The following is a 23,866-nucleotide window of genomic DNA, read 5'->3' as shown; positions in this document are numbered from 1 at the left end:
CCCATGGCGTCGCCCACAAGGCGGCCCAGACCTTGCCCAAGAACAATTAAAGGGTCTCAACGATGTCCAAAGTCGTACTGGCTTCACAACTGCCGAACAAGCGCAACGCCTCGCTCGCGCCCGGCCTGAAACAACGCCACGTCACCATGCTGTCGATCGCCGGGGTGATCGGCGCCGGCCTGTTCGTCGGCTCCGGCCATGCCATCGCCGCCGCCGGCCCGGCCGCCCTGCTCGCCTACCTGATCGCCGGCACCCTGGTGGTGCTGGTCATGCGCATGCTCGGCGAAATGGCGGTCGCCTCCCCCGATACCGGTTCCTTCTCCACCTACGCCGATCGCTCCATCGGCCGCTGGGCCGGTTTCACCATCGGCTGGCTCTACTGGTGGTTCTGGGTGCTGGTGATCCCCCTCGAAGCGATCGCCGCCGCGGCCATCCTCAACGCCTGGTTCCCGGCCATCGACACCTGGATCTTCGCCCTCGCGGTGACCTTCCTGCTCACCGTCACCAACCTCTTCAGCGTGGCCCGCTACGGCGAGTTCGAATTCTGGTTCGCGCTGCTCAAGGTGATCGCCATCATCGCCTTCATCGTGCTCGGCGCGGTGGCCATCGTCGGCGGCCTGCCGGAACGCGAGGTCAGCGGCCTGTCCAGCCTGATGGCGAGCCACGGCGGCTTCGTGCCGAACGGCTACGGCGCGGTGCTCGGCGCCCTGCTGACGACCATGTTCAGCTTCATGGGCACCGAGATCGTCACCATCGCCGCCGCCGAGTCCAAGGACCCGGCGAAGCAGATCACCCGCGCCACCAACTCGGTGATCTGGCGGATCGGCCTGTTCTACCTGGTGTCGATCTTCATCGTGATCTCCATCGTGCCGTGGAACGACCCGCTGCTGATCCAGGTCGGCTCCTACCAGCGCGCCCTGGAGCTGCTGGACATCCCGCACGCCAAGCTGATCGTCGACCTGGTGGTACTGGTCGCCGTGGCCAGTTGCCTGAACTCGGCGATCTACACCTCGTCGCGGATGGTCTTCTCCCTGGCCAAGCGCGGCGACGCCCCGAGCGTGCTCAAGCTGACCAACACCGCCCACGTACCACGCCCGGCGGTGCTGGCCAGCACCGCGGTGGGCTTCCTCACCACCATCGTCAACTACTTCGCGCCGGAGAAGGTCTTCACCTTCCTCCTCGCCAGCTCCGGCGCCGTGGCGCTACTGGTGTACCTGGTGATCGCCGTGGCCCAGTTGCGCATGCGCAAGCAATTGCAGGCCAGCGGCCAGCCCATCGAGTTCCGCATGTGGCTATATCCCTGGCTGACCTGGGCGGTGATCCTGTTCATCGTCGCCGCGCTGAGCATCATGCTGATCATGCCGGAGCACCGTCACGAGGTGTTCGCCACCGCTCTGCTGACGATCTTCACCGTCTGCCTCGGGCTGCTCAACGCGCGACGCAAACCGCGCCTCGGCGAGGACTACGCCGGGAAGACGGCGCGGGTCTGAGTCCACCACCGGGGGAAGAACCCAGACAGCCCTCCAAAGAAAAGCCCGGCCAATGGCCGGGCTTCTTCAGGCAAGGTCGCCTCAGACCTTCCTGACGAATTCCGATTTCAGCTTCATCGCGCCAATGCCGTCGATCTTGCAATCGATGTCGTGGTCGCCGTCCACCAGGCGGATGTTCTTCACCTTGGTGCCGACCTTCACCACCAGCGAGGAGCCTTTCACTTTCAGGTCCTTGATCACGGTGATGGTATCGCCGTCCTGGAGAACGTTGCCCACCGAATCCTTGATCACCTTGCCATCATCGGACGCCGTAGCGGCCTCGTTCGGCGACCATTCATGGGCGCACTCCGGGCAGACCAGCAGCGCACCATCCTCGTAGGTGTATTCGGAGTTGCATTGGGGACAGGACGGCAGCGTGCTCACGGCATTCTCTCTTCAGCAGGGGGACGAAAACCGCAGATTATATAGGGTTTCTCGCTCCCCTGCCGAACCGCCTCAGAGCCCCTTGGTCTTCGGCGCGCCGACGGCCGGCCCGGAGAAGTCGAGGGTGCCCTTTTCGCTGAAGCGCACGGTGCCGAACAGGCCTCCGGCGAGCTTGCCCTTCACCACGTAGGGCATGCCCTGGATCGGAGCGTTGTTGCTCAGGCCCCAGGCCTGGCGGAAGGCGGAAAAGGCGGAGACGGTCAGCGGCACACTCACCACCCGCTCGCCGAAGCGCGGCACCTCGCCGGTCTGGTCGCTGACGCCGCTGGCCAGGGGCTGGCCGTTGACGTCGAGGTCGAGGGCGATGCCGTTGTATTCGATCGGCTCGTCGTTGGGGTTCTGTACCCGCAGCTTGACCATGAAGCGCATCTCCATGCCTTGCCCCGGCAGGGGTTCCAGGCCGACCAGGTCGATACGCAACGGATCGCGCTGGCCGAAGGTGCTGCAGGCGCTCAACAGGACGCCCAGGCACAGGGCCGGCAGCAGGCGGCCGAGGTTCGCAGGCAGGCGCATGGGTTCTCCTCCTTGGGTCGAATGTGCGCCCATGGTGCCACAGCCGCTAGAATTCGCCGCGCAGCCGATCCGGCTGCGCCAATGGACAAAGGACATGCCCATGCCTACACGCGTTCTGCGCGGCCTCGTCGCCGCCCTCCCACTGTTCCTCGCCGCCTGCTCGGACTCCGCTCCGTCCAGCGAGGAGATCGCCCGCCTGCTCGCCGAGCGCGGCTTCGACAAACCCGCCTGCGCCAGCTCCACCCTGTTCAAGACCTTCCCGGTGACGCTCTCCGACAGCTTCTCCGGCCCCGGCCCGGCGAAAGGCAACGCTGCGGTCTACGACGCGCTGGTCGGCGTCGGCCTGCTGCGCCGCGACGGCGATTCCTACGACCTCACGCCCGCCGGCCGCGAGGACTACAAGCCCGAGTCGAAGGCCTTCTGCTACAGCAGCGGCTTCGACGTCAGCGTCCGTTCGGTGGACCCCGCCAAGCCCGACGACTACGGCCCGGCCGTGGAAAAGGGCTGGTTGGTCACCGTCGAGGTCAAGCCACGCGAAGTGAAGGACTGGGCGAAGAACCCCGAGGTGCTCAAGCAGGCCAGCCTGACCACCCTGCAACAGATCACCCAACCGCAGGTCGGCCAGGTCTCGCTGGTCAAGCCACGCGGCGAGGAAGGCTACAAGCTCGTCAACACCCGCTTCTCGCCCAGGCAGGGCTTCCACTTCAACCAGGCCTGGTAATCCCGCGCCACCCTTCCGCCCGCCCCGCTCGGGGCGGGCTCCTCATTCAACCCACTGATCGATAAAGGTTTTTTCGTCGGACGAAACAGCCTGGCGATTGCTCGCCCGAGGGCTTTCGTATACATTAGTTTTCACTGTAAACACCGTATACAACGAAAACGAAGCTGATCAGAAAATGAGCACCGTAGTCTCGTTCCGCGCCGATGACGCCCTGGTCGCGGCCCTCGATGAACTGGCCCGCGCCACCCACCGCGACCGCCCGTATCACCTGCGGCAGGCGCTCGCGCAGTACCTGGAAAGGCAGCAGTGGCAGGTCGCTGCCATCGATGAAGGCTTGGCCGATGCCAATGCCGGTCGCCTGCTGGAACACACCGAGATCGAGAAGCGCTGGGGGCTGCAATGAGCCTGAAGTGGACCCGCAAGGCGGCCGCCGACCTGGACGCCATCTACGACCATTACGTCGTGCTGATCGGCCCGGAAAAAGCCCTGAAAGCCGTCCAGGACATCGTCGAGCAGGTGAAACCGCTGCAGCAGGTAGCCAACCAGGGGGCAGGGCGGCCCAGCGAGGTGCCAGGCGTACGCACCCTGACCCTGGAGCGCTGGCCGTTCAGCGCCCCTTTTCGGGTAAAAGGCAAGGAAATCCAGATTTTGCGCATCGACAGGGTCGAAATTACCCCCTAAAAGTGGTCACACGGTTACAAGATGTTTCAAAACGAATATTTACCTTGACTTGTACGTAGTTACTTATTTCGGACAAAACATCCATAACTCACAAGAAATGGACATTTTTCGACCAGACAAATGAGAGCGACCAACTTGCGACCACTGCAACCTGATTAGTTCTTTAACTGACTTATGCTTCGCTCCCATACGCATCCGTATTTTTCCGAAACCCGACGACCTCGCCCGCTGGGCATGCTTTCTCGCGCTTTTTCCGGTGATTTTTCCCCAGGCGCAGTCTCCCGCAAGGAGGAACCGGCATGGATTCGCTGAAAGGCATGGCGATCTTCGCCACTGTGGTGGACAAGGGCTCGATGGCAGCCGCGGCCCAGAGCCTGGGCATGACCCCTTCGGCAGTCAGCCAGCAGATCCGCAAGCTGGAGAGCCGCGCCCAGGTCACTTTGCTGCATCGCACCACCCGCCGGCTGACCCTGACCGAGGCCGGCGAGGCGTTCTATCGCAGTTGCGCGCAGATGCTGGCGATCGCCGAGGAAGCCGAGCGGCGGCTTGGCGAATGGCGCGATGCGCCGGTGGGCGAGTTGCGCCTGGCGGCGCCGGTGGGGTTCTCCGGCACGCTGATCACCCAGGCGCTGAAACCGTTGCTGGAGAACCACCGCCAGTTGCGCCTGCAACTGTTCTTCCAGGACGAGCGCATCGATCTGGTCGCCGAGCGCATCGACCTGGCGATCCGCGTCGGCAATCTCGCCGACTCCAGCCTGGTGGCGCGCCACCTCGGCGACTGGAGCAGCGTGCTCTGCGCGGCGCCGGCCTATTTGCGCCAGCGGGCGCCCATCAACCGTCCGGAGCAGTTGACCGAGGTCGACTGGATTTCCCTGAACACTTCGAACCACCTCAACCACCTGACGCTCAGCGGGCCGGGCGGGGAAGTCTGCAAACTGCGCCTGGAGCCACGGGTGGCCGCCAACGGGATGCTCGCGGTGCGTCAGTTCACCCTCGACGGACTCGGCGTGTCCTACCAGCCGCTGCCGGAGGTACGCGACGCGCTGAACGACGGGCGCCTGCAACAGCTATTGCCGGAGTGGAGGATTCCCGGGCTCGGCATCTATGCGGTGACGCCACGGCGAGAGGCCCAGCCGGCCAAGGTGAAGGTCGCCATCGAGGCGCTGCGGCGAGCGTTCGCCACGGACGGGGATGAGCGCTGGAGCTGACCGACGGACTGCCGGCCAGCTCCAGGTACCGTCAGGAGAAGCGGCCGAGGGTCAGGGTGACCTCGCCGATGTCCGTGCCCGTGGCGTTGCCGCCGCTGGTGATGCCGGCATAGTCCGCCGATGCCGGCGTGAAGCCCCAGGTGTTGGTGGCGCCGGATTTCCACGGGTCATCCCAGCTGAAGGTGCCCATCTTGGTGTTGCCGTCGTAGCAGTCGAAGCTGCCCTGGGTGCCGGACGAAGCGTTCTCCCGTCCGCAGGAGGCGATCCATTGCGGGCTGCCGGCCTGCACGTTCATGCTGCTGACTTCCTCGGTGGAAATCTCGTCGTCCTTGTTGGTGTAGCGGTAGAACTTGCCCCATTGCAAGGTGGCGTTGCGGATGCCCACCGTGCCGATGGATTTGGATACCACGACCTTCACTGCGATCCATTCTGCGTATGCCATGTCGATCTCCGTTAACCATGCGTTCACAGCTTCCTGTAGGACGTCACGGACAGGACCGGGCGCTCACAACGGACCCTTGGCTACTTCGACCAGCACGGCGCCATCCCTGACCCGCTTCACTATAGGCTGGCCACCAGCCACCACCGCCTGCCAGATCTGGTAGGCGGCGGCCGGGGAGGTCAGGCCCTCCGGCGTTTTTCCCCGCGAGGGGCCTTCATGCCAAATGCCTCGCGCAGGTCGGTGGTGGGTGGCGGCAGGAAGCGCATGCGGGCGAACAGGCCTCGCAGGTAAGCGTCCATCAGCGCAGCCGCCGCCGCGCTGTCGCCGTCCTCCAGGGCATCGAGCAGGGCGCGCTGCGCGGCGCAGGCCTCGGCGGTATAGACCGCCCCCTTGTTCAGCGCGATGTCCAGCGAGGCGCGTGCCACCAGGCCACGGACGAAACCCTGCAGCAAGGGATTCTCGGTCAGTTCGGCCAGGCGCAGGTGGAAGCGCCCGGCGAGACGGATCAGCCCGGCGCTGTCGCGGGCCGCGAGGCAAGCCTGCTCCTCGTCGACCAGCGCCCGTAGCTCGGCAAGGGCGGCGGGATCCACCCCCGCGGGCAGTTGCCGCACCACTTCGCTTTCCACCAGCAGGCGCGCGTCCAGCACCTGCCGCGCCTGGCGCTCGTCCGGGCGGGCAACGCTGGCGACTTCCTTCGGCGGCATCACCACCGCGCCGTCCTCGGCGAGACGGGTGAGGGCACGCTGGATGGTGCCGTTACTGACCCGGAAGATCTGCCCGAGGGTTTCCTTGCTCAGCTTGGCGGCCGGCGCCAGGCGCTTTTCCAGGATTGCCGTGTAGATGCTTTCGTAGACGAAATGGCTGGTGGGGCGCAGCGCGGCGCCCTGCTGGGTACGTGCGTCGAATCCGACCATGTTCACACCTGTCGAGTCGTGCTTGTGGGCCTTCGTAGGCCGCGGACGAAAGCCGTCCGGGCGCCGCGACGGTCCCGGGTTGGAACCCTGGCGCGGGCGATCAGACCTGCGGCAAGCGCAGGTCGATGTTCAGGCGCGCGCCTTCGTTGAGGATGTGCTGGCGCATCGCCTGGCTCGCCCGCTCGCTGTCGTGCTGGCGGATCGCGCGGAGGATGGCGTCGTGTTCCTGGAGGATCTCCTCGGCGTATTCCGGCTGGCGGCGCACCAGGTTGTCGCTGCGTTCCAGGGCGCTGCCGATCTGTTCGGAAACGCTGAGGAAGATCGGGTTCGAGGTGAGCTTCACCAGGCGCCGGTGGAAGGCCGTGTAGGCCTCAACCAGAGCCTGCGGGTCGCCATCCTCGACCGCTTCGCGCAGGTCCAGCAGCAACAGCCGCAGTTCGCTGATCTCCGCCGCCCCGGCGCTCTGCGCGACGATGCCGACGATGAACGGCTCCAGCGCATAGCGCAGTTGCAGGACGTCTTCCATGGTCGCCTCGCCGGGCGCCGCGACCTCGCGCAGCGGCTCGCTGCGTTCGAGGACCATCACGCCCTTGCCCGGCAGCGAACGGACCACGCCCAGGGTCTCCAGGACCATGATCGCCTCGCGCAGGCTCGGCCGGCTGATTTCCATCTGCTCAGCCAGCTCGCGCTGGCCGGGCAACATCTGGCCGGCGACCCAGCGACCCTGCTCGATGGTGTCGAGCAGGCGCTGGGCAACCGCGTTGACCAGCTTGGACGAAGAAAACATGTCGCCTCCCTTTACTTGCCAATCGGACGTGCAACGCGCCTCGGCGCGTCAGCCATGCAGCTTGCCTTCCCCGGCCACCGCGCTGCGCTTGAGCGGCTCGCCGTCGGCCTTGGCCGGCGCCTCCAGGCGCCCGTCGAGTATGGCCTGCGCGCGCGGCATATCGATGTCGTTTTCCCAGCGGGCGATGGTCACGGTGGCCACGCAGTTGCCGATCAGGTTGGTCAGCGCGCGACCGATGCCCATGAACCAGTCCACCGAAAGCACCAGCACCAGGCCGGCCACCGGGATCGCCGGCACCGCGGTGAGGGTGGCGGCGAGGATCACCAGGGCCGAGCCGGGAATGCCGTGGGCGCCCTTGGAGGTCACCAGCGAAACCAGCAGGATGGTGACCAGGTCGGTCATCGCCAGCGGCGTGCCGGTGACGTGGGCGATGAACACCACCGCCAGGGTCAGGTAGATCGAGAATCCATCGAGGTTGAACGAGTAGCCGGTGGGAATCACCAGGCCTACCGTGGAGCTGCGGATGCCCATGTGCTCGAGCTTGCGCATCACCTGCGGCAGCACCGCGTCGGAGGAGGCGGTGCCCATCACGATCATCAGCTCTTCGCGGAAGTAGCGCAGGAACGGCAGCATGCGCACCCCGGAGAGACGCAGGACGCTACCGAGCACCGCCATGACGAAGACCAGGCAGGTGGCGTAGAACACCAGCACCAGCGCGCCCAGGTGGCTGAGCGAGTCGACGCCGTAGCGGGCGGTGGTGAAGGCCACCGCGCCGAACACGCCGAGCGGTGCCAGGCGCACGATCATGCCCATGATGCGGAACACGATGTGGCTGAATTCGTTGATCAGGCGGGCCACGCCGCTGGCCTGCTCGCCGACCAGGTTCAGGGCGCTGCCGAACAGCACGGAGAACAGCAGGACCTGGAGGATGTCGTTCTCGGCGAAGGCGCTGAACACAGAGGTCGGGATCAGGCCCATGAGGAATGCCACGGGGCCATGGATTTCCTGGGTGCGCCCGGTATACAGGGCGACGTCGCCGGCGGGCAGTTCGTTGAGATGGATGTTGGCGCCGCTGCCCAGGCCCAGGCTGTAGGCGACCACCAGGCCGAGGACCAGGGCGATGGTGGTGAGGATTTCGAAGTAGATCACCGACTTCAGGCCGATGCGGCCGACCTTCTTCAGGTCGCCGGCGCCGGAGATGCCGTTGACCACCACGCAGAAGACGATCAGTGCGATGAGCATCTTGATCAGCTTGATGAAGCCATCGCCCAGCGGCTTCATCTGCACGGCCAGGTCGGGAATGCCGACCCCGCAGATGACGCCTATCACCAGGCCAATCACGACTTGCAGGAATATCGAGCGGGAACAGCGCTTGATGAACATCGCAGGAGTCTCCATTCGGCGCTTTCATCGGGCCTCGCGGAGGCGGGCGATGAACGCATTTTTATTGTGGTATTACCGGTCTGACCAGTTCAGCCTATACGCAAAGAAGTCGGCCTGACAAGCCGCTATCGGCGGGCGCGACGAATGGCCAGGAACCGCGGCACGCGCGGGCCGCAGCCGGGAGAAGGGCGCTCGGATGGCGCAAGGCGGCGGGCCAGAGCGGCTCGCCGCGGGGAAGGGGAGGTCAGCCGGCAAGGGCCTCGGCGACGAAATCGAGGCGATCCTGGCCGAAGAACAACTGGTCGCCGACGAAGAAGCTGGGCGCGCCGAAGACGCCGCGCCGCACCGCCTCTTCGGTGGTCGCCTTGAGCCCCTCCTTGACCTGCTCGTCGCCAACCAGGCGGAGGAACTCATCCGGATCGAACCCGGCCTCCGCCAACACCTGGGCGACCACCTCGGGCTTGCCGAGGTTCTGCTGTCGTACCCACAACGCTTCGAACACCGCTTTCAGGTAGGGATGGAACCCTTCGCCGCCGAGATAGCCCTGGGCGCCGCGCATCAGCGTCAGGGTGTTGATCGGGAAGGCCGGGTTGAAGGCCAGCGGCACGCCGTAGCGTTTCGCATAGCGCGCCAGGTCGTGGAGGGTGTAGCGCCCCTTGGCCGGCACCTCGATCGGCGAATGGTTGCCGGTGGCCTTGAACACGCCGCCCAGCAGCATCGGCCGCCAGGCGATGCTCGCGCCATGGGCGGCGGCGATGCGCGGCAGTTGGGTCCAGGCGAGGTAGGTGGTGGGACTGCCGAAGTCGAAGAAGAACTCGATTTGCTTGCTCATGCGTGGCTCTTTCCGTGGCGGGGATCAGAAGGTTTCCATCCAGGGGCGCAGGTCCAGTTCGTGTACCCAGCAGTCGCGCGGCTGGCAGTGGATCTGCCAGTAGGTCTCGGCGATGTGCTCGGGATCGAGGATGCCGTCCTGCTCCTTGCGCTTGTACAGCTCGGGCAGGGTTTCGCGGATGAAGTCGGTGTCGATGGCGCCGTCGATGATCGGGTGGGCGACGTGGATGCCCTTCGGCCCCAGCTCGCGCGCCATACTCTGGGCCAGGGCACGCAGGGCAAACTTGGCGCCGGAGAACGCGGCGAAATGCGCGCGTCCGCGCAGCGAGGCGGTGGCGCCAGTGAAGATGATCGTTCCGCGCTGCCGCGGCAGCATCACCCGCGCCGCCTCGCGGCCGGTGAGGAAGCCGCCGAAGGCGGCCATCTCCCAGACCTTGCGATAGACCCGTTCGGTGGTTTCGGTGATCGGGAACCAGACGTTGGCGCCGACGTTGAAGATCACCGCCTCCAGCGCACCGACCTCACCCTCGATGCGGGCGAAGAGGTCGATCACCTGCTGCTCCTGGCGTGCGTCGCAGCCGCAGGCCAGGGCCTCGCCGCCTTGGTCGCGGATGGCCTGCACCAGCGGCTCCAGCTTCTCCGCGTTGCGCCGGGCGACGCACGCCACGTAGCCCTCGCGGGCGAACCGCCGGGCGATGGCGCCACCGGTGGCGTCGCCGGCGCCCATTACCAGAACCGCTTTGCGCTGGGTCATTGCAGAGGCCTCTCTTGTTAGTTCTTTTTTAGAACCCAATAGAGACGATAGTTAGTTCTTAAAAGGAACTTGTCAACTGGCAAGGCCTCGAGTGATATCCGCGCACCAATTACTCTGCCTGTCCTGGCCTGCCCGGCACGTCCTCTCCCTGAAGAGAGGGGACCGGTCGGCGGAGCCTGGTACGACAGCGTCCTTCCTGCCGTAACGCCATCGGCGTTTATCCGCCGATTCGCGTCGGCGGCCAGGCCTGGAACGCTCAGCCGCGCCGCAGCAGGCGCCCCTTCCAGAACAGCCCCTCGCGTACCGTCACGTCCCGCGCGTGCAGCGGCTCACCGCATTCGGAACAGACCAGCACGCCATGCATGTGCTGGCCGCAATGCTTGTGCACATGCTCGAGTGGCGGCCCCTCGACGCCGGCGAGGTGGCGGTCGCCCCAGTTCACCAGGGAAAGGATGGCCGGGTACAGTTCCATCCCTTTCTCGGTAAGCCGGTATTCCTCGCGCAGCGGCCGTTCCTGGTAGGGCACCTTGGCCAGTATCTCCGCTTCGACAAGGCGCTTGAGGCGGTCGGCGAGGACGTGGCGGGTCACGCCGAGGCTGCGCTCGAAGTCGTCGAAACGGCGCACGCCGAGAAAGCAGTCGCGCAATACCAATAGGGTCCAGCGATCGCCGAGGATCGCCAGCACCCGCGCCAGCGAACAGGGTTGTTCGCTCAGTTCTTCCCAACGCATGAGACACCTCCAGCCGTTCGGCAAAGGATAGCCGCGTGGGTTCTGAAACGAAACCGACCGGCCACGCCTTTCCAGCGGCCCGCCGCCCATGGCATAACCGCGTTCCTGTCCCCTGTCCCGGAATCCCGACCATGTCGCTCGACTGGACCTGCAAGCACCACGCCGACCTCACCCTGAAGGAACTCTACGCACTGCTGCAATTGCGCACCGAGGTCTTCGTGGTGGAACAGAAATGCCCCTACCAGGAAGTCGACGGCCTCGACCTGGTCGGCGATACCCATCACCTGATGGCCTGGCGCGACGGCCAGTTGCTCGCCTACCTGCGCCTGCTGGACCCGGTTCGCCACGAGGGCCAGGTGGTGATCGGCCGAGTGGTCAGTTCCTCGGCCGCGCGCGGCCAGGGGCTCGGTCACCAGTTGATGGAACGCGCGCTGCAGGCGGCGGAGCGCCTCTGGCTGGATACCCCGGTGTACCTCTCGGCCCAGGCCCACCTGCAGGCCTACTACGGCCGCTATGGCTTCGTCGCGGTCACCGAGGTCTACCTGGAAGACGACATCCCGCACATCGGCATGCGCCGGGCCTGAGGCCCGGAGCGCCGCGGACGGTGGGGGGAGGGAAGGGAATCAGGCCTGCGGCTTGAGCACGCCGGGCAGTTGGGCTTCCAGCTTGGCGTTGTTCAGCGGCGCGCGGATGAAGCCGTGCTGCTCGCCGTCCGGACCGATGATCACCAGGTTGCCGCTGTGGTCGACGGTGTAGTTGGGCTTGCTGGTGTCGGCGGGGATGTAGGGGATGCTCATGGCGTTGGCCAGCTTCTGGATGTTCTCCGGAGTACCGGTGAGCCCCTGGAAGCCGGCGTTGAAGTAGCCCAGGTATTGCTTGATCTGCTGCGGCGTGTCGCGGTTCGGATCGACGCTGACGAATACCACCTGCAGGTCGTCGCGCACCTCCTGCGGCAGCTTGCCCTGCAATTCGCGGAGCTGGGCGAGGGTGGTCGGGCAGACATCGGGGCAGAAGGTGTAGCCGAAGAACAGCAGGTGCCAGCGACCCTTGAGACTGGCGGTGCTGACCGCCTGGCCGTCCTGGTTGGTGAACTCCAGCGCCGGCACCTTGCGCGTCTGCGGCAGGATCACGATGCCGGCGTCGAGCAGCACAGTGGGATCGGCCTGGCGCTGGGCGGTGAGCACCTTGTGCACGGTGAGGCCGAGGACCAGGGCGACCAGGGCGACGAGGACGAGGACGGTCTTGTTGACTCGAGTCATGGGTGGGCAAGGCTCTAGAGTGGGATCAGAGAAGCAGCTTCAGCGGCAGATAGTGGTCCACCAGCAGCGCCATGAACAGCAGGAACAGGTAGACGATAGAGTACTTGAAGGTCTTTATCGCCGCATGTGGCCGGCTGTCACAGTAGAGCGCCCAGGCCCAGTCGAGGAAGCGCGCGCCCAGGGCCAGGGCGCAGAGCAGGTAGACCAGCCCGCTCATGTGGATGACGAACGGCATCAGGCTCACCGCGAACAGCACCAGGGTATAGAGCAGGATGTGCAGCTTGGTGTAGCGCTCGCCGTGGGTCACCGGCAGCATCGGGATGTCGGCCTTGGCGTATTCGTCCTTGCGGTGGATGCATAGCGCCCAGAAGTGCGGTGGGGTCCAGGCGAAGATGATCAGTACCAGCAACAGCGGCTCGGCGCTCAGGTGGCCGGTGATGGCGACCCAGCCGAGCAGCGGCGGCGCCGCCCCGGCGAGCCCGCCGATGACGATGTTCTGCGGCGTGGCGCGCTTCAGGAAGCCGGTGTAGAGCGCCGCATAGCCGAGCAGCGAGGCGAGGGTCAGCCAGGCCGTCAGCGGGTTGGTGAAGGCCAGCAGCACGGCCATCCCGGCCAGCGCCAGGAGCAGCGCGAAGCCCAGCGCCATGCTCGGCGACACCCGGCCCTCGGCCAGCGGCCGCTTGTGGGTCCGCGCCATGATCGAGTCGATGCGCCGGTCCACCACATGGTTGACCGCCGCCGCCGCGCCGGCACAAAGGCCGATGCCGAGGTTGCCGAAGATCAGCACCTGCCAGGGCACGAATCCATCCAGCGGCGCCTTGGTGGCGAGCAGCATGCCGATCAGCGAGGTGATCAGCATCAGCACCACGACCTTGGGCTTGGTCAGTTCGAGGAAGTCGCGCCAGGTCGGCTGGCTGTGGCGATCGATGACGGTGGCCATATCCTTACCTCCATCCTTCTGTCTGTCAGGCGGCCTTCAGCCGCGAACCTTGCGCCGGCGGCAGCGTGCGGCGCACGCGCTGCGGCGACGGTGCCGGCGCGCGGACGCTGGCCGGCGCGCGCAGGCGATAGTTGACCAGCACCAGGCTGAGCAGCAGCAGGGCGCCACCGCCGTTGTGCGCCACCGCCACCGGCAGCGGCAGGTGCAGCAGCACGTTGCTGATGCCCAGGCCGATCTGCAGCGACAGGCCGAGCAGCATCAGCGCGGTCGGCCAGACCAGGCCGCTGCGCTGCAGGCGCCAGGCGAGCAGCAGGAGGACCAGGGTCACGCACAGCGCGCCGATCCGGTGGGTCATGTGGATCGCCGTGCGCGCGTCGCTGTCGAGCTGGCCGCCGAGGTAGTTGGGGCCGATGTGCTGGGTCAGGTGGAAGCCGTTGGCGAAGTCCATCCGCGGCCACCACTCGCCATGGCAGGTGGGCAGGTCGATGCAGGCCACCGCCGCATAGTTGCTGCTGACCCAGCCGCCGAGGGCGATCTGGCCGATCACCAGGAGCAGGGCCAGCCCCGCCAGTCCGCGGGTCGCCGCCGGGTAGCGCCGCGCCGCGAAGCGTCCGGAGAGGCGCAGGGCGAGGAGAAAGAGCAGCGCCAGGGTGGTGAAGCCGCCGAGCAGATGGGCGGTGACCACCTGCGGCCAGAGCTTGAGGGTCACCGTCCACATGCCGAAAGCGGCCTGCGCGATCACCACCGCGAGCAGCAGCAGCGGCAGCTTCAGCGGTTGGCTGTCGCGCCCGCGGCGGACCAGCGCATGCAACGCCAGGCCAAGGATGAGCAGGCCGAGGGCGCCGGCGAAATAGCGGTGGATCATCTCGTTCCAGCCCTTCTGTGCCTCCACCGGGGCGTCGGGGAAGTGCAGTTCGGCGTGGGCCAGTTGCGCCTCGCTCAGCGGCACGTGGACGAAGCCGTAGCAGCCTGGCCAGTCCGGACAGCCGAGGCCGGCGTGGGTCAGCCGGGTATAGGCGCCGAGCAGGACCACCACGGCGGCCAGCAGGGTCGCCAGCACGGCGACGGTGAAACCGGGTTTGCGGGTTGCGCCTGACATTCGCGGGCCCCTTTTTCTTGTCGTTCTGTCCTCATCGGGCCGGGAACCGCGCCGGCCACGCCGATCAACCGATATGCGAGAGCTTGAGCAGCAGTTGCACGTCCTTCAGCAACTTCTTGCCGTTGGCCTTGGCGTCGTAGCGCAGCACCAGGTTGCCGTGCGGGTCGACCACCCACAGCAGCGGCCGCTCGCCGCCGCCGGCCTTGTCGTACAGGGCCGGGTCCAGGCCGTAGCGCTGCAGGCGCGGGTAGTCCTGCCTCACCAGGTTGGCGAAGTCCGCCGGCAGCTCGCCGCTGGCGGCCAGGGCGTGGCCGGCGCGCGAGGCTTCGCGGCCGAGGGCGATGTTGATCTGGCGGGCCAGGTAGACCAGTTGCTGGCAGTCCTCGCCGCAAGTGCCCGGCGCGGTCACCAGCAGTTGCCACTGCTCGCCCTGGCTGCGTCCCTGCACGCCGAGGTCGGCGGGGGTCTGGCCGTTGCCGATCAGCGCGCCGCTGTAGCTGCGCCCCTGCGGCACCCAGAAATTCCATTTGTACATGGCGCTGGCGAGCAGCATCGGCCCCACCACCAGGCCGATGATCGCCAGCAGTTGCAGGCGGCCACGGGCGCGGCGCGGACGTTCAGGCATCGGAATCGCGAGACTCATGGTTTTTCTCCCGTGCGCGGCGCACACCGAGGTAGAGGTAGAGGGCGAGCAGGGCCGTCGCCAGGGCGAACCACTGCACGGCGTAGCCGGTGTGCCGCTCCGGCGGCATCGAGACCAGGGGCCAGTCGGTGTCGAAGCTGGCGTCGCCCGGTTCCAGGCGGATTTCCCAGGGCAGCCCGGCGCGACCGAAGGCCTGCCACAGCGCCGGGATGTCGAGCTGGGTCACCAGGCGCGGCCAGCCGCCGGCCGGCGCGTCGGCCAGGTGCAGGCCGCCGGGTGGCGGCAGGTAGGTCCAGGCATCGAGCAGGAGGACGCGGTCGGGGGTTTCCAGCGCCGGCGGCGAGCGTCGATCGCTCCAGGCGACCCAGCCGCGGTTGACCAGCAGCCAAAGGCCGCTGGCCTGATCGTAGAAGGGTTGCAGCACCTCGACCCCGGCCTGTCCGTTGCGCAGCCGGTTATCCAGCAGCAGCGTATGCCGCTGGTCGAAGCGGCCGTGCAGGCGCACGCGGACGTACGCCGGGTCGCGCAGTCCCTCTAGCTGCCCGGGCGACACCGGCTCGGCGCCGCGCCGGGCCTCGTAGCTGGCCAGCAGGGCGCGCTTCTCGTCGGCCCGCTGCAACTGCCAGGTGCCCAGCCAGAGCAGCACCGGCAGCAGACCGAGGACCACCAGGGTCGGCAGCAGGCCGGGGCGGAACGCGCCACGCATGCTGCGTCTGTCATTGCGTCCGGCCTCCCCGAGGCGCTGGCTATACTGCATGAATCCCCCCATCGCCGGAGTCCCACCATGTTGAAAGTGGCGATCGTCCTGCTACTGCTGGCTACCCTGGTGAGCCTGTTCAGCGGCCTGTTCTTCCTGGTCAAGGACCAGGGCCATGGTTCCCGCGTGGTCAATTCGCTGACCGTCCGCGTGGTGCTCGCCGCGACGACCCTGGCGCTGGTCGCCTGGGGCTTCTACAGCGGCGAGCTGAACAGCCACGCGCCCTGGCATTTCTGATTCCCCCGGTGGCGGTCAGATCACGTAGACGAAGATGAACAGGCCGATCCAGACCACATCGACGAAGTGCCAGTACCAACTGGCGGCCTCGAAGCCGAAGTGGTGCTCGGCATCGAAGTGACCGCGCAGGATGCGGATCAGCATGATGCTGAGGATCAGCGCGCCGAGGGTCACGTGGGCGCCGTGGAAGCCGGTGAGCATGAAGAAGGTCGAGCCGTAGATACCGGCGCCGAGGGTCAGGCCCAGCTCGTTGTAGGCGTGCACGTACTCCTCGGCCTGCAGGATCAGGAAGGCGATCCCAAGCAGCACGGTCAACGCCAGCCAGGCCTTGAGCGGGCCGCGCTTGTTCTTCTTCAGGGCGTGGTGGGCGAAGGTCACGGTGAAGCTGGAGGTGACCAGCAGGATGGTGTTGATCAGCGGCAGCTTCCACGGCTCGATCACCGCGCTCGGCGGCGGGAACAGCTTCGGGTCCGGGGTCTGCAGCAGCGGCCAGCTGTACTGGAAGTTCGGCCAGAGCATGTGCGCCACGCCCTTGGCACCCTCGCCGCCGAGCCAGGGACCGGCGAAGTGGCGGACGTAGAACAGCGCGCCGAAGAAGGCGGCGAAGAACATCACCTCGGAGAAGATGAACCAGCTCATGCCCCAGCGGAACGAGCGGTCCATCTGCGCGCTGTAGAGTCCGGCGCGGCTCTCGCGGATGACGTTGCCGAACCAGCCGAACAGCATGTAGGCGATGATCAGCCCGCCGACGAAGAAGATCCACGGGCCATGGGATTCCTTGTGGCCGGCGGTGAGGTCGTTGAACCAGGTACCCAGGCCGAACACCGTCACCAGCAGGCCGATGCTGGCGATGATCGGCCACTTGCTCTGGGCGGGGACGTAATAGTGTTCGTGGCTTGCCATGTTGTTCTCCTTATCGTCCCGCAACCGGTACGGGCGGCTTCCGCGCAGTGATATCGAAGAGGGTGTAGGCCAGCGTCACGTGCCGCACATCCTTGGGCAGATCGCGGTCGACGATGAAGCGCACCGGCATCTCGATGCTCTCGCCGGGTTGCAGCACCTGCTGGGTGAAACAGAAGCATTCGGTCTTGTGGAAGTAGGCGGCGGCCTCGGCCGGGGCGATGCTCGGGATGGCCTGCGCGGTCATTGGCTTGTCGCTCGGGTTGCGCGCGTAGAACACCATCTGGTTCACCGCGCCGGGATGCACCACCAACTGGTCGCCGGCGGAGCGGAACTCCCAGACCATGTCGATATTGTTCGAGGTCATGAACTGCACCTTCACCTCGCGCCCGACATCCACCTGCTGTTCGCCGCTGTAGGCGCTGCCGGCGGTCTTGCCGTTGATCCCCAGGGCGCGGCACATCACGTCGTAGAGCGGCACCAGGGCGAAGCCGAAGGCGAACATCAGCACGGTCACCAGCAGCAGGCGGCCGACCAGGCGGCGGGTATCGACCTTGGCATCGCTCATGGCGCGCTCCTCACTTGACCTCGGGCGGGGTGCTGAAGGTGTGGTAGGGCGCCGGCGAGGGGATGCTCCACTCCAGGCCCTCGGCGCCGTCCCAGGGCTTGGCAGGGGCCGGCTTGCCGCCGCGGATGCACTTGATGACGATGAACAGGAACAGCAGCTGGGTGGTGCCGAACATGAAGGCGCCGATCGACGAAACCATGTTGAAGTCGGCGAACTGCAGGTTGTAGTCGGGGATCCGTCGCGGCATGCCGGCGAGGCCGACGAAGTGCATCGGGAAGAACGCCAGGTTCATGCCGATGAAGCTCATCCAGAAGTGCAGCTTGCCGAGGGTCTCGTCGTACATGTGGCCGGTCCACTTCGGCAGCCAGTAGTAAGCCGAGGCGAAGATGCCGAAGATCGCGCCGGGCACCAGCACGTAGTGGAAGTGGGCGACCACGAAGTAGGTGTCGTGGTACTGGAAGTCCGCCGGGGCGATCGCCAGCATCAGTCCGGAGAAGCCGCCGATGGTGAACAGGATGACGAAGGCCACGGCGAACAGCATCGGCGTCTCGAAGGTCAGCGAACCCTCCCACATGGTGGTCACCCAGTTGAACACCTTCACCCCGGTGGGCACCGCGATCAGCATGGTGGCGTACATGAAGAACAGCTCGCCGGTGACCGGGATGCCGACCACGAACATGTGGTGCGCCCAGACCACGAAGGAGAGGAAGGCGATGCTGGCGGTGGCGTAGACCATCGAGGTGTAGCCGAACAGCGGCTTGCGCGCGAAGGTCGGGATGATCGCACTGACCGCACCGAAGGCGGGCAGGATCATGATGTACACCTCGGGGTGGCCGAAGAACCAGAACACGTGCTGGAACAGCACCGGGTCGCCGCCGCCGGCGGCGCTGAAGAAGCTGGTGCCGAAGTGGATGTCCATCAGCATCATGGTCACCACGCCGGCCAGCACCGGCATCACCGCGATCAACAGGAACGCGGTGATCAGCCAGGTCCAGACGAACAGCGGCATCTTCATCAGGGTCATGCCCGGGGCGCGCAGGTTGAGGATGGTGGCGATCACGTTGATCGCGCCCATGATCGAGCTGATCCCGGCCAGGTGGATGGCGAAGATGAAGAAGGTCACGCTGTGCGGGGCGAAGGTGGTCGACAGCGGCGCGTAGAAGGTCCAGCCGAAGTTGGGGCCGCCGCCGGGCATGAACAGGGTGCTGACCAGCAGGCCGAAGGCCGCCGGCAGCAGCCAGAAGCTGAAGTTGTTCATCCGCGGCAGGGCCATGTCCGGCGCGCCGATCATCAGCGGGATCATCCAGTTGGCCAGGCCGACGAAGGCCGGCATCACCGCGCCGAAGACCATGATCAGGCCGTGCATGGTGGTCATCTGGTTGAAGAACGCCGGCTCGACGATCTGCAGGCCGGGCTGGAACAGCTCGGCGCGGATCACCATGGCCATCGAGCCGCCGAGCAGGAACATCATGAAGCTGAACCACAGGTAGAGGGTGCCGATGTCCTTGTGGTTGGTCGTCAGCACCCAGCGCATCAGGCCCTTGGCCGGTCCGTGGTGGTGGTCGCCGGCATGGTGGTCGGGCGTATCGATCACAGCACTCATGGCGGTCTCCTATTGTTGTTTCTGCTTGTAGGCGACGACGTCTTTCGGGGTGACCATGTCGCCATCGTCGTTGCCCCAGGCGTTGCGCTCGTAGGTGATCACCGCGGCCAGGTCGACCTCGTTGAGCTGCTTGCCGAAGGCCGCCATGGCGGTGCCGGGCACGCCGTTGAAGACCACTTCCAGGTGGTGCTCCTTGGGCCCGGTGACGATCTTCGAGCCCTTCAGCGCCGGGAACATCGGCGGCATGCCCTGGCCTTCGGCCTGGTGGCAGGCGGCGCAGATGGTGTGGTAGACCTTGTCGCCGCGCGCGACCAACTCTTCCTTGGTCCACTCCTTGCTGGTCAGTTCCTTGACCTTCGCCGCCTCTTCCTTGCGCTTGGCCAGCCACTGGTCGAACTCGGCCTTGGGCTTGACATCGACCACGATCGGCATGAAGCCGTGGTCCTTGCCGCACAGCTCGGCGCACTGGCCGCGGTAGATGCCGGGCTCGTCGACCTTGGTCCAGGCCTCGTTGACGAAGCCGGGGATGGCGTCGCGCTTGACCGCGAAGGCCGGCACCCACCAGGAATGGATCACGTCGCTGGAGGTGATCAGGAAGCGCACCTTGGTGCCCACCGGCAGCACCAGCGGCTCGTCCACCTCCAGCAGGTAATGCTCGTCCTTCGCCTGCCGGTTGTGGATCTGGTCCTGCGGGGTGGCCAGGTTGCTGAAGTACTCGACGTCCTGGCCCAGGTACTTGTACTGCCACTTCCACTGGTAGCCGGTGACCTGCACGTCCAGCTCCGGCTCGGAAGTGTCGTAGATGTGGATCAGGGTGCGGGTGGCGGGCACCGCCATCACCACCAAAATCACGAACGGCACCACCGTCCAGAGGATTTCCACCGTGGTGCTCTCGTGGAAATGCGCCGGCTGCTGGCCGGTGGAGCGGCGGTGGACGATCATCGACCAGAACATCGCGCCGAAGACCAGCACGCCGATCACCACGCAGATCCAGAAGATGGTCATGTGCAGGTCGAAGACGGACCGGCTCACCTCGGTAGCGCCCGGGGCCATGTTGACCGTCCAGGCGGCATTCGCCTGGCTGATCGCCGAGAGCAAAAGGAAGCCCATCCAGACTCGTGGATGTCGCAGCATTCGGGTTCCCCTTATCGTTGTTTTTATCCCGCCGGCAGACGCCAACGGCCAAGGGGTGGACCGCCAAGACAACGAACTTTGACCGTCGCACCTCGGCACACAGCAAGGCAGGCCGGGTTCATCAGGTTCAGCATTCGAGTGGGAGTATAGACAGCGGCTGCGACATAACAACGCAGCGTAAAAACGTCGCTGGAAAGTGCCGATTCTTCTCTAAAAGCCGCGAGCGGCGTGGCTTTGCAGGCGAATGGTGGCCGCCTGATATATCATCCTCGCATAACCACGAAGCGATTATGACAATCGCGTCTTAGCCAGCGCGCGCCGCCGGCTATGTTTCTCCTCTTCTTCACCATCCCCGTTGTATGGGAGAACCCATGAACACCGCCGCCCTCCGTGAACTCATCCAGCAGGCGCACCTCAGCGAAGCCCGCCACGGTCACCTGGCTGATCTGATAGCCAGCCGCCTGCCCCGCCTGCATCGCACCATCCAGCCGCAAGGCGAGAACACGGAAGACATACTCACCCGCTTCGTCCACGCCTATGTCGAACAGGTACCGGACCTGCTCGACGCCGCCAACAGCGTGGCCCGCGAAGCCGGCATCGAGGAACGGATCAAGCCGGTGCTGAAGGTCGCCGAGCAGTTCTTCCTCACCCCGCCGGCGTTGCTCGCCGGCCACGACGGCCTCGACGCCCTGCTCGACGAAGCCTACCTGGCGCACCGCCTGGTGGAAGAAGTGAACGACCGCTACATCGCCCACTTCGGCCAGGCGCTGATCCCGCTGGACACCACCGTGGCCAACCTGGTGGCCCACCAGTTGATCGGCGAGCCGTTCGCCAACCGGCTGGACGAAGCCGTCCACCATGCGGTGGAGAACATGCTCGACGCCACCACCTTCGACGCCGACTCGGCCCGCGCCTACCGCGAGAACCTGAAGAACCCGCGGGTGGTCGCCGCCTGGCAGCAGTGGCCGTGCCTGTCGAAGCAGCTCGGGGTGGAGCTCAGCCTGGGCTGACCGCCCCGCCATTGCGCGCGCCGCCCAACCCGACGCTGCCGCGCAGGCGCCCTTCCAGGCGACGCTTCAAGGCGCGCGGTTCGATCACCAGGCGCGAGCCCTGCACCGGTGCCATCCGCCCCCAGTCCTCGAGCAGCTCCATGCAGGCATGGTCGACATAGCTGAGGTTATCCATCGGTACGTGCAGGGTGGTGCCCGGCTTGACCTCGTCGAGCACCCGCGACAGCGCCGGCACCTTGAGGAAAGTCGCGGCGCCGCTCAGGCGCAGCTCGGCTTCATGCTCGCCGGTGTAGCGCAGGGCGATCTTCAGCCGCGCCGCCTTCAGCACCAGCTTCAGCAGGGTCAGGGCGAAGCCCACCAGCACGCCGGTCAGCAGGTCGGTGAAGACGATGGCCAGGGCGGTGGCCGCGTACACCAGCATCGGCATCCGGCCGTAGCGAGAGAGGTTGCCGAGGGCCTTGAAATCGACCAGCTTGACCCCGGTATAGACCAGCACCCCGGCCAGGCTCGCCACCGGAATCTGCCGCAGCAGGCTGCCGAGCAGGAGGACGAAGGCGAGCAACCAGAGGCCGTGGAAGATCGCCGAGGCGCGGGTTCGCGCACCGGCGTTGACGTTGGCCGAGCTGCGTACGATCACCCCGGTCATCGGCAGCGCGCCGAGCAGGCCGCAGAGCATGTTGCCGACCCCCTGGGCGGACAACTCGCGATCCATGTCCGAGCGCGGGCCGTCGTGCAGGCGATCCACCGCCGCCGCCGAGAGCAGGGTCTCCGCACTGGCGATGAAGGCCACCACCACCGCCGCCAGCAGCAGGGAGGGATCGGCCAGGGCCAGCAGGTCGGCCGGGCGTAGCCAGTCGATGGCCTCGCCGAGGTTGGCCGGTACCTCGACCCGCCGCACGTCCAGCGCCAGCCAGAGGCTGGCCAGGGTCGCCAGGCTCACGCCGAGCAGCGCGCCAGGTAGGAAGCGCAGGCGTTGCGGACGCAGCTTGTCCCAGCCCCACATCACCGCGATGGTGCCCAGCCCGAGCAGCGCCGCGTCGAGGCCGCTGTCCATGCCCAGCGAACCGAGCGCGGCGAACGCCGCCTGGGGGAATGCCAGCAGGTTGTCGAGGCCGGACGCCTTGGGCGCCAGGTCGAGCATCACGTGCAATTGCGAAAGGACGATGAGGATGCCGATGCCGGCGAGCATCCCGTATACCACCGCCGGCGAGGTGACCCGGAACCAGCAGCCCAGGCGCAGCCGCCCGGCGAGCAGCTGGATGGCGCCGGCGAGCAGCAGGATCGGCCCGAGCATGGCCACCCCGTAGGTACGCACCAGTTCGAAGACCAGCACCGCGAGGCCGGCCGCCGGGCCGCTGACCTGTAGCGGCGAGCCGGCCAGGAAGCCGACCACCAGGCCACCGACGATGCCGGTGAGCAGGCCCTTGGCCGGCGGCATCCCGGAGGCGATGGCGATGCCCATGCACAGCGGCAGGGCGACGAGGAACACCACCACGGAGGCCATCAGGTCCCGCGGCAACGTGTCCCGGAGGGACGGAAACACCTTTGAAACATGCATGGCACAGTTCTCCTGCGAATTTTTTCCACGACGAGGGAGCGACGCCAGGACCAGGCCCGGCGCCGGTTGTGTGTGCGCAGTGTGTTTTTTCTTGTAATAGCGACCCGTTCAGCCCCGGAACGGGGCTTCCCAGAGGTCGTCCATGGCAGGAACGGCGAAAGGTGACGCGAAAACGCTGTTGTTATCCGGCGGCCCGCACGGCCGCCGCTATCACGAGTTCAGGTAGCGCGGCGCGGGCGTGGCCATCGGCACCGGATGCTCGCCGTCGAGGGGCAGGAAGCGACCCTGCTTGGCGTCGTAGGCGCGGATCTGCGCACTCTCGATGTCGTACACCCAGCCGTGGATGAACAGTTGCCCGCTGGCCAGGCGCGAGGCCACCGAGGGGTGGGTGCGCAGGTGATCGAGCTGGGCCACCACGTTCTCTTCGGTGAGCACTCCGAGGGTGTCGTGGCTGGCGCCGCAGTCGCAGTTGTCCGCCACCACCGTGCGTGCCACCTCGGCGTGCCGCAGCCAGGCCTTGACCGTCGGCATGCGTTCCAGGGTCTGCGGGTCGAGCACGGCGCGCATCGCCCCGCAGTCGGAGTGGCCGCAGACGATGATGTGGTGCACGCCCAGCGCCAGCACGGCGTATTCGATGGCGGTGGAGACGCCGCCGTTCATCTGCCCGTAGGGCGGCACCACGTTGCCGACGTTGCGGGTGACGAACAGGTCGCCGGGGGAACTCTGGGTGATCAGCTCGGGAACGATGCGCGAATCCGCGCAGGTGATGAACATCGCCCGCGGCCGCTGGCTATTGGCGAGCTTCTTGAACAGCGCCTGCTGCTCGGGAAAGACCTCCCGGCGGAAATGCTGGAATCCATCGACAATCCTTTTCAATGCGTCGTCAGCGCTTTCCTGCTCTGGAGAATCGGACTTAACGCCCCGCATACGGTCTGGCATGGTTCGGAACCTCGATGAATGGATCGATTGAATTTTCCCACGTCTGCCGACGCTTTCCCCATAGGAAAAAGGCACAACAAACGCAGAGCGACCTACGTGACCGGCCGGTCACTTCTGGTGCTCAACGCTAATGCCCGAAGCTTAACCATAAATTAAAAAATCCCTCTATCTCGCACGTTGTCAGCTTTTTTCACGATATTTCCAGAGGATGTCGACAGGCTATCATGGCAAACGAGTGGCATTTCCATTCGCCCCGCATAAGTGGTGAAAGGTTTCAGTCAA

General features: G+C 66.1%; 28 protein-coding genes. 8 read left to right on the top strand and 20 right to left on the bottom strand.

Going from position 1 to position 23,866, the window contains the following annotated elements; all coding sequences use genetic code 11:
* Positions 1-62 precede the first annotated feature (62 nt).
* On the top strand, positions 63-1,490 hold the full coding sequence (gene gabP / locus VQ065_RS00835; protein WP_003083784.1) for a GABA permease: 1,428 nt from the start codon (positions 63-65) through the stop codon (positions 1,488-1,490).
* 81 nt (positions 1,491-1,571) lie between these two features.
* On the opposite strand, the gene VQ065_RS00830 is transcribed toward gabP, so the two are convergent.
* Complete coding sequence (locus VQ065_RS00830; RefSeq protein ID WP_014603467.1) at positions 1,572-1,913, bottom strand: zinc ribbon domain-containing protein YjdM; 342 nt, start codon at positions 1,911-1,913, stop codon at positions 1,572-1,574.
* Positions 1,914-1,985: 72 nt separating this feature from the next.
* Positions 1,986-2,486, bottom strand: a complete 501-nt coding sequence (locus VQ065_RS00825; RefSeq protein ID WP_003083778.1) for an LEA type 2 family protein — start codon at positions 2,484-2,486, stop codon at positions 1,986-1,988.
* Positions 2,487-2,586: 100 nt separating this feature from the next.
* On the opposite strand from VQ065_RS00825, the gene VQ065_RS00820 reads away from it, so the two are divergent.
* The 4 genes from VQ065_RS00820 to VQ065_RS00805 all read left to right on the top strand — a co-directional run bounded on the left by VQ065_RS00820 (position 2,587) and on the right by VQ065_RS00805 (position 5,096).
* Positions 2,587-3,207, top strand: a complete 621-nt coding sequence (locus VQ065_RS00820) for a hypothetical protein (protein ID WP_003101226.1) — start codon at positions 2,587-2,589, stop codon at positions 3,205-3,207.
* 175 nt (positions 3,208-3,382) lie between these two features.
* Complete coding sequence (locus VQ065_RS00815) at positions 3,383-3,610, top strand: CopG family ribbon-helix-helix protein (RefSeq protein ID WP_003083775.1); 228 nt, start codon at positions 3,383-3,385, stop codon at positions 3,608-3,610.
* On the top strand, positions 3,607-3,888 hold the full coding sequence (parE, locus tag VQ065_RS00810) for a type II toxin-antitoxin system toxin ParE (protein ID WP_003083773.1): 282 nt from the start codon (positions 3,607-3,609) through the stop codon (positions 3,886-3,888). Before VQ065_RS00815 ends, parE begins: the two co-directional genes overlap by 4 nt.
* Before the next feature lie 299 nt (positions 3,889-4,187).
* Complete coding sequence (locus VQ065_RS00805) at positions 4,188-5,096, top strand: LysR family transcriptional regulator (RefSeq protein ID WP_003083769.1); 909 nt, start codon at positions 4,188-4,190, stop codon at positions 5,094-5,096.
* A 31-nt stretch (positions 5,097-5,127) separates the two neighbouring features.
* Here the strand turns inward: VQ065_RS00805 and VQ065_RS00800 are convergent, their stop codons facing one another.
* From VQ065_RS00800 to VQ065_RS00770, 7 genes are all read right to left on the bottom strand, one after another.
* Complete coding sequence (locus tag VQ065_RS00800) at positions 5,128-5,538, bottom strand: aegerolysin family protein (protein ID WP_003110659.1); 411 nt, start codon at positions 5,536-5,538, stop codon at positions 5,128-5,130.
* 179 nt (positions 5,539-5,717) lie between these two features.
* Positions 5,718-6,452, bottom strand: coding sequence for a GntR family transcriptional regulator (locus VQ065_RS00795; protein WP_003083764.1), 735 nt, complete (start codon positions 6,450-6,452; stop codon positions 5,718-5,720).
* Between the two features lie 100 nt (positions 6,453-6,552).
* Positions 6,553-7,239 carry a FadR/GntR family transcriptional regulator gene (locus VQ065_RS00790; RefSeq protein ID WP_003083762.1) on the bottom strand — a complete coding sequence of 229 codons (687 nt, stop codon included), beginning with the start codon at positions 7,237-7,239 and terminating at the stop codon, positions 6,553-6,555.
* Positions 7,240-7,287: 48 nt separating this feature from the next.
* A complete protein-coding gene (locus VQ065_RS00785) occupies positions 7,288-8,637 on the bottom strand; it encodes a C4-dicarboxylate transporter DctA (protein WP_003137006.1) in 1,350 nt (449 codons plus the stop codon).
* A gap of 229 nt (positions 8,638-8,866) precedes the next feature.
* Positions 8,867-9,454: a 2-hydroxychromene-2-carboxylate isomerase gene (locus tag VQ065_RS00780; protein WP_003083757.1), complete on the bottom strand. Its 588-nt coding sequence runs from the start codon at positions 9,452-9,454 to the stop codon at positions 8,867-8,869.
* Between the two features lie 24 nt (positions 9,455-9,478).
* On the bottom strand, positions 9,479-10,207 hold the full coding sequence (locus VQ065_RS00775) for an SDR family oxidoreductase (RefSeq protein ID WP_003083755.1): 729 nt from the start codon (positions 10,205-10,207) through the stop codon (positions 9,479-9,481).
* A gap of 256 nt (positions 10,208-10,463) precedes the next feature.
* Entirely contained in the window at positions 10,464-10,937 is a 474-nt protein-coding gene (locus tag VQ065_RS00770) for a winged helix-turn-helix transcriptional regulator (protein WP_003083753.1), read from the bottom strand.
* A 131-nt stretch (positions 10,938-11,068) separates the two neighbouring features.
* On the opposite strand from VQ065_RS00770, the gene VQ065_RS00765 reads away from it, so the two are divergent.
* Positions 11,069-11,521, top strand: coding sequence for a GNAT family N-acetyltransferase (locus VQ065_RS00765; protein ID WP_003083750.1), 453 nt, complete (start codon positions 11,069-11,071; stop codon positions 11,519-11,521).
* 39 nt (positions 11,522-11,560) lie between these two features.
* Here the strand turns inward: VQ065_RS00765 and senC are convergent, their stop codons facing one another.
* The 5 genes from senC to VQ065_RS00740 all read right to left on the bottom strand — a co-directional run bounded on the left by senC (position 11,561) and on the right by VQ065_RS00740 (position 15,647).
* Positions 11,561-12,196 (bottom strand): cytochrome c oxidase copper chaperone SenC, encoded by a 636-nt coding sequence (gene senC / locus VQ065_RS00760; RefSeq protein ID WP_003083748.1) that lies wholly within the window; start codon positions 12,194-12,196, stop codon positions 11,561-11,563.
* Positions 12,197-12,221: 25 nt separating this feature from the next.
* Positions 12,222-13,136: a heme o synthase gene (gene cyoE, locus VQ065_RS00755; protein WP_003083746.1), complete on the bottom strand. Its 915-nt coding sequence runs from the start codon at positions 13,134-13,136 to the stop codon at positions 12,222-12,224.
* 25 nt (positions 13,137-13,161) lie between these two features.
* Positions 13,162-14,235 (bottom strand): COX15/CtaA family protein, encoded by a 1,074-nt coding sequence (locus VQ065_RS00750; RefSeq protein ID WP_003083742.1) that lies wholly within the window; start codon positions 14,233-14,235, stop codon positions 13,162-13,164.
* Between the two features lie 64 nt (positions 14,236-14,299).
* Positions 14,300-14,878, bottom strand: a complete 579-nt coding sequence (locus VQ065_RS00745) for a hypothetical protein (protein ID WP_003083738.1) — start codon at positions 14,876-14,878, stop codon at positions 14,300-14,302.
* On the bottom strand, positions 14,853-15,647 hold the full coding sequence (locus VQ065_RS00740) for an SURF1 family protein (protein WP_023098417.1): 795 nt from the start codon (positions 15,645-15,647) through the stop codon (positions 14,853-14,855). Before VQ065_RS00740 ends, VQ065_RS00745 begins: the two co-directional genes overlap by 26 nt.
* Before the next feature lie 15 nt (positions 15,648-15,662).
* Here VQ065_RS00740 and VQ065_RS00735 point away from each other — a divergent pair, with 15 nt between their 5' ends.
* Positions 15,663-15,872, top strand: a complete 210-nt coding sequence (locus VQ065_RS00735; RefSeq protein WP_003083732.1) for a twin transmembrane helix small protein — start codon at positions 15,663-15,665, stop codon at positions 15,870-15,872.
* A gap of 15 nt (positions 15,873-15,887) precedes the next feature.
* Here VQ065_RS00735 and VQ065_RS00730 read toward each other — a convergent pair whose 3' ends face one another.
* The 4 genes from VQ065_RS00730 to coxB are packed head-to-tail and all read right to left on the bottom strand — an operon-like array spanning position 15,888 to position 20,077.
* Positions 15,888-16,775 carry a cytochrome c oxidase subunit 3 gene (locus VQ065_RS00730; RefSeq protein ID WP_003083728.1) on the bottom strand — a complete coding sequence of 296 codons (888 nt, stop codon included), beginning with the start codon at positions 16,773-16,775 and terminating at the stop codon, positions 15,888-15,890.
* Positions 16,776-16,785: 10 nt separating this feature from the next.
* Positions 16,786-17,340, bottom strand: coding sequence for a cytochrome c oxidase assembly protein (locus VQ065_RS00725; RefSeq protein ID WP_003083725.1), 555 nt, complete (start codon positions 17,338-17,340; stop codon positions 16,786-16,788).
* 10 nt (positions 17,341-17,350) lie between these two features.
* Positions 17,351-18,943, bottom strand: coding sequence for a cytochrome c oxidase subunit I (ctaD, locus tag VQ065_RS00720; RefSeq protein ID WP_003083723.1), 1,593 nt, complete (start codon positions 18,941-18,943; stop codon positions 17,351-17,353).
* Positions 18,944-18,952: 9 nt separating this feature from the next.
* The gene (gene coxB / locus VQ065_RS00715; RefSeq protein ID WP_003101203.1) at positions 18,953-20,077 is read right to left on the bottom strand and encodes a cytochrome c oxidase subunit II; all 1,125 of its coding nucleotides are present in this window, start codon (positions 20,075-20,077) and stop codon (positions 18,953-18,955) included.
* A gap of 371 nt (positions 20,078-20,448) precedes the next feature.
* On the opposite strand from coxB, the gene VQ065_RS00710 reads away from it, so the two are divergent.
* The gene (locus tag VQ065_RS00710; RefSeq protein ID WP_003083705.1) at positions 20,449-21,087 is read left to right on the top strand and encodes a hypothetical protein; all 639 of its coding nucleotides are present in this window, start codon (positions 20,449-20,451) and stop codon (positions 21,085-21,087) included.
* On the opposite strand, the gene VQ065_RS00705 is transcribed toward VQ065_RS00710, so the two are convergent.
* Both VQ065_RS00705 and VQ065_RS00700 read right to left on the bottom strand, forming a co-directional pair.
* Positions 21,074-22,645: a SulP family inorganic anion transporter gene (locus tag VQ065_RS00705; RefSeq protein WP_003083703.1), complete on the bottom strand. Its 1,572-nt coding sequence runs from the start codon at positions 22,643-22,645 to the stop codon at positions 21,074-21,076. The genes VQ065_RS00710 and VQ065_RS00705 overlap by 14 nt on opposite strands.
* 210 nt (positions 22,646-22,855) lie before the next feature.
* Complete coding sequence (locus VQ065_RS00700; RefSeq protein WP_003083701.1) at positions 22,856-23,584, bottom strand: carbonic anhydrase; 729 nt, start codon at positions 23,582-23,584, stop codon at positions 22,856-22,858.
* Positions 23,585-23,866: the final 282 nt, after the last annotated feature.

It is taken from the genome of Pseudomonas sp. KBN10P06128, from assembly GCF_037574945.1.
In the GTDB taxonomy this organism is placed as follows: domain Bacteria; phylum Pseudomonadota; class Gammaproteobacteria; order Pseudomonadales; family Pseudomonadaceae; genus Pseudomonas; species Pseudomonas aeruginosa.
Note: the sequence above shows the minus strand (reverse complement) of the source record. Positions and strands in the feature narration are given on the sequence as shown.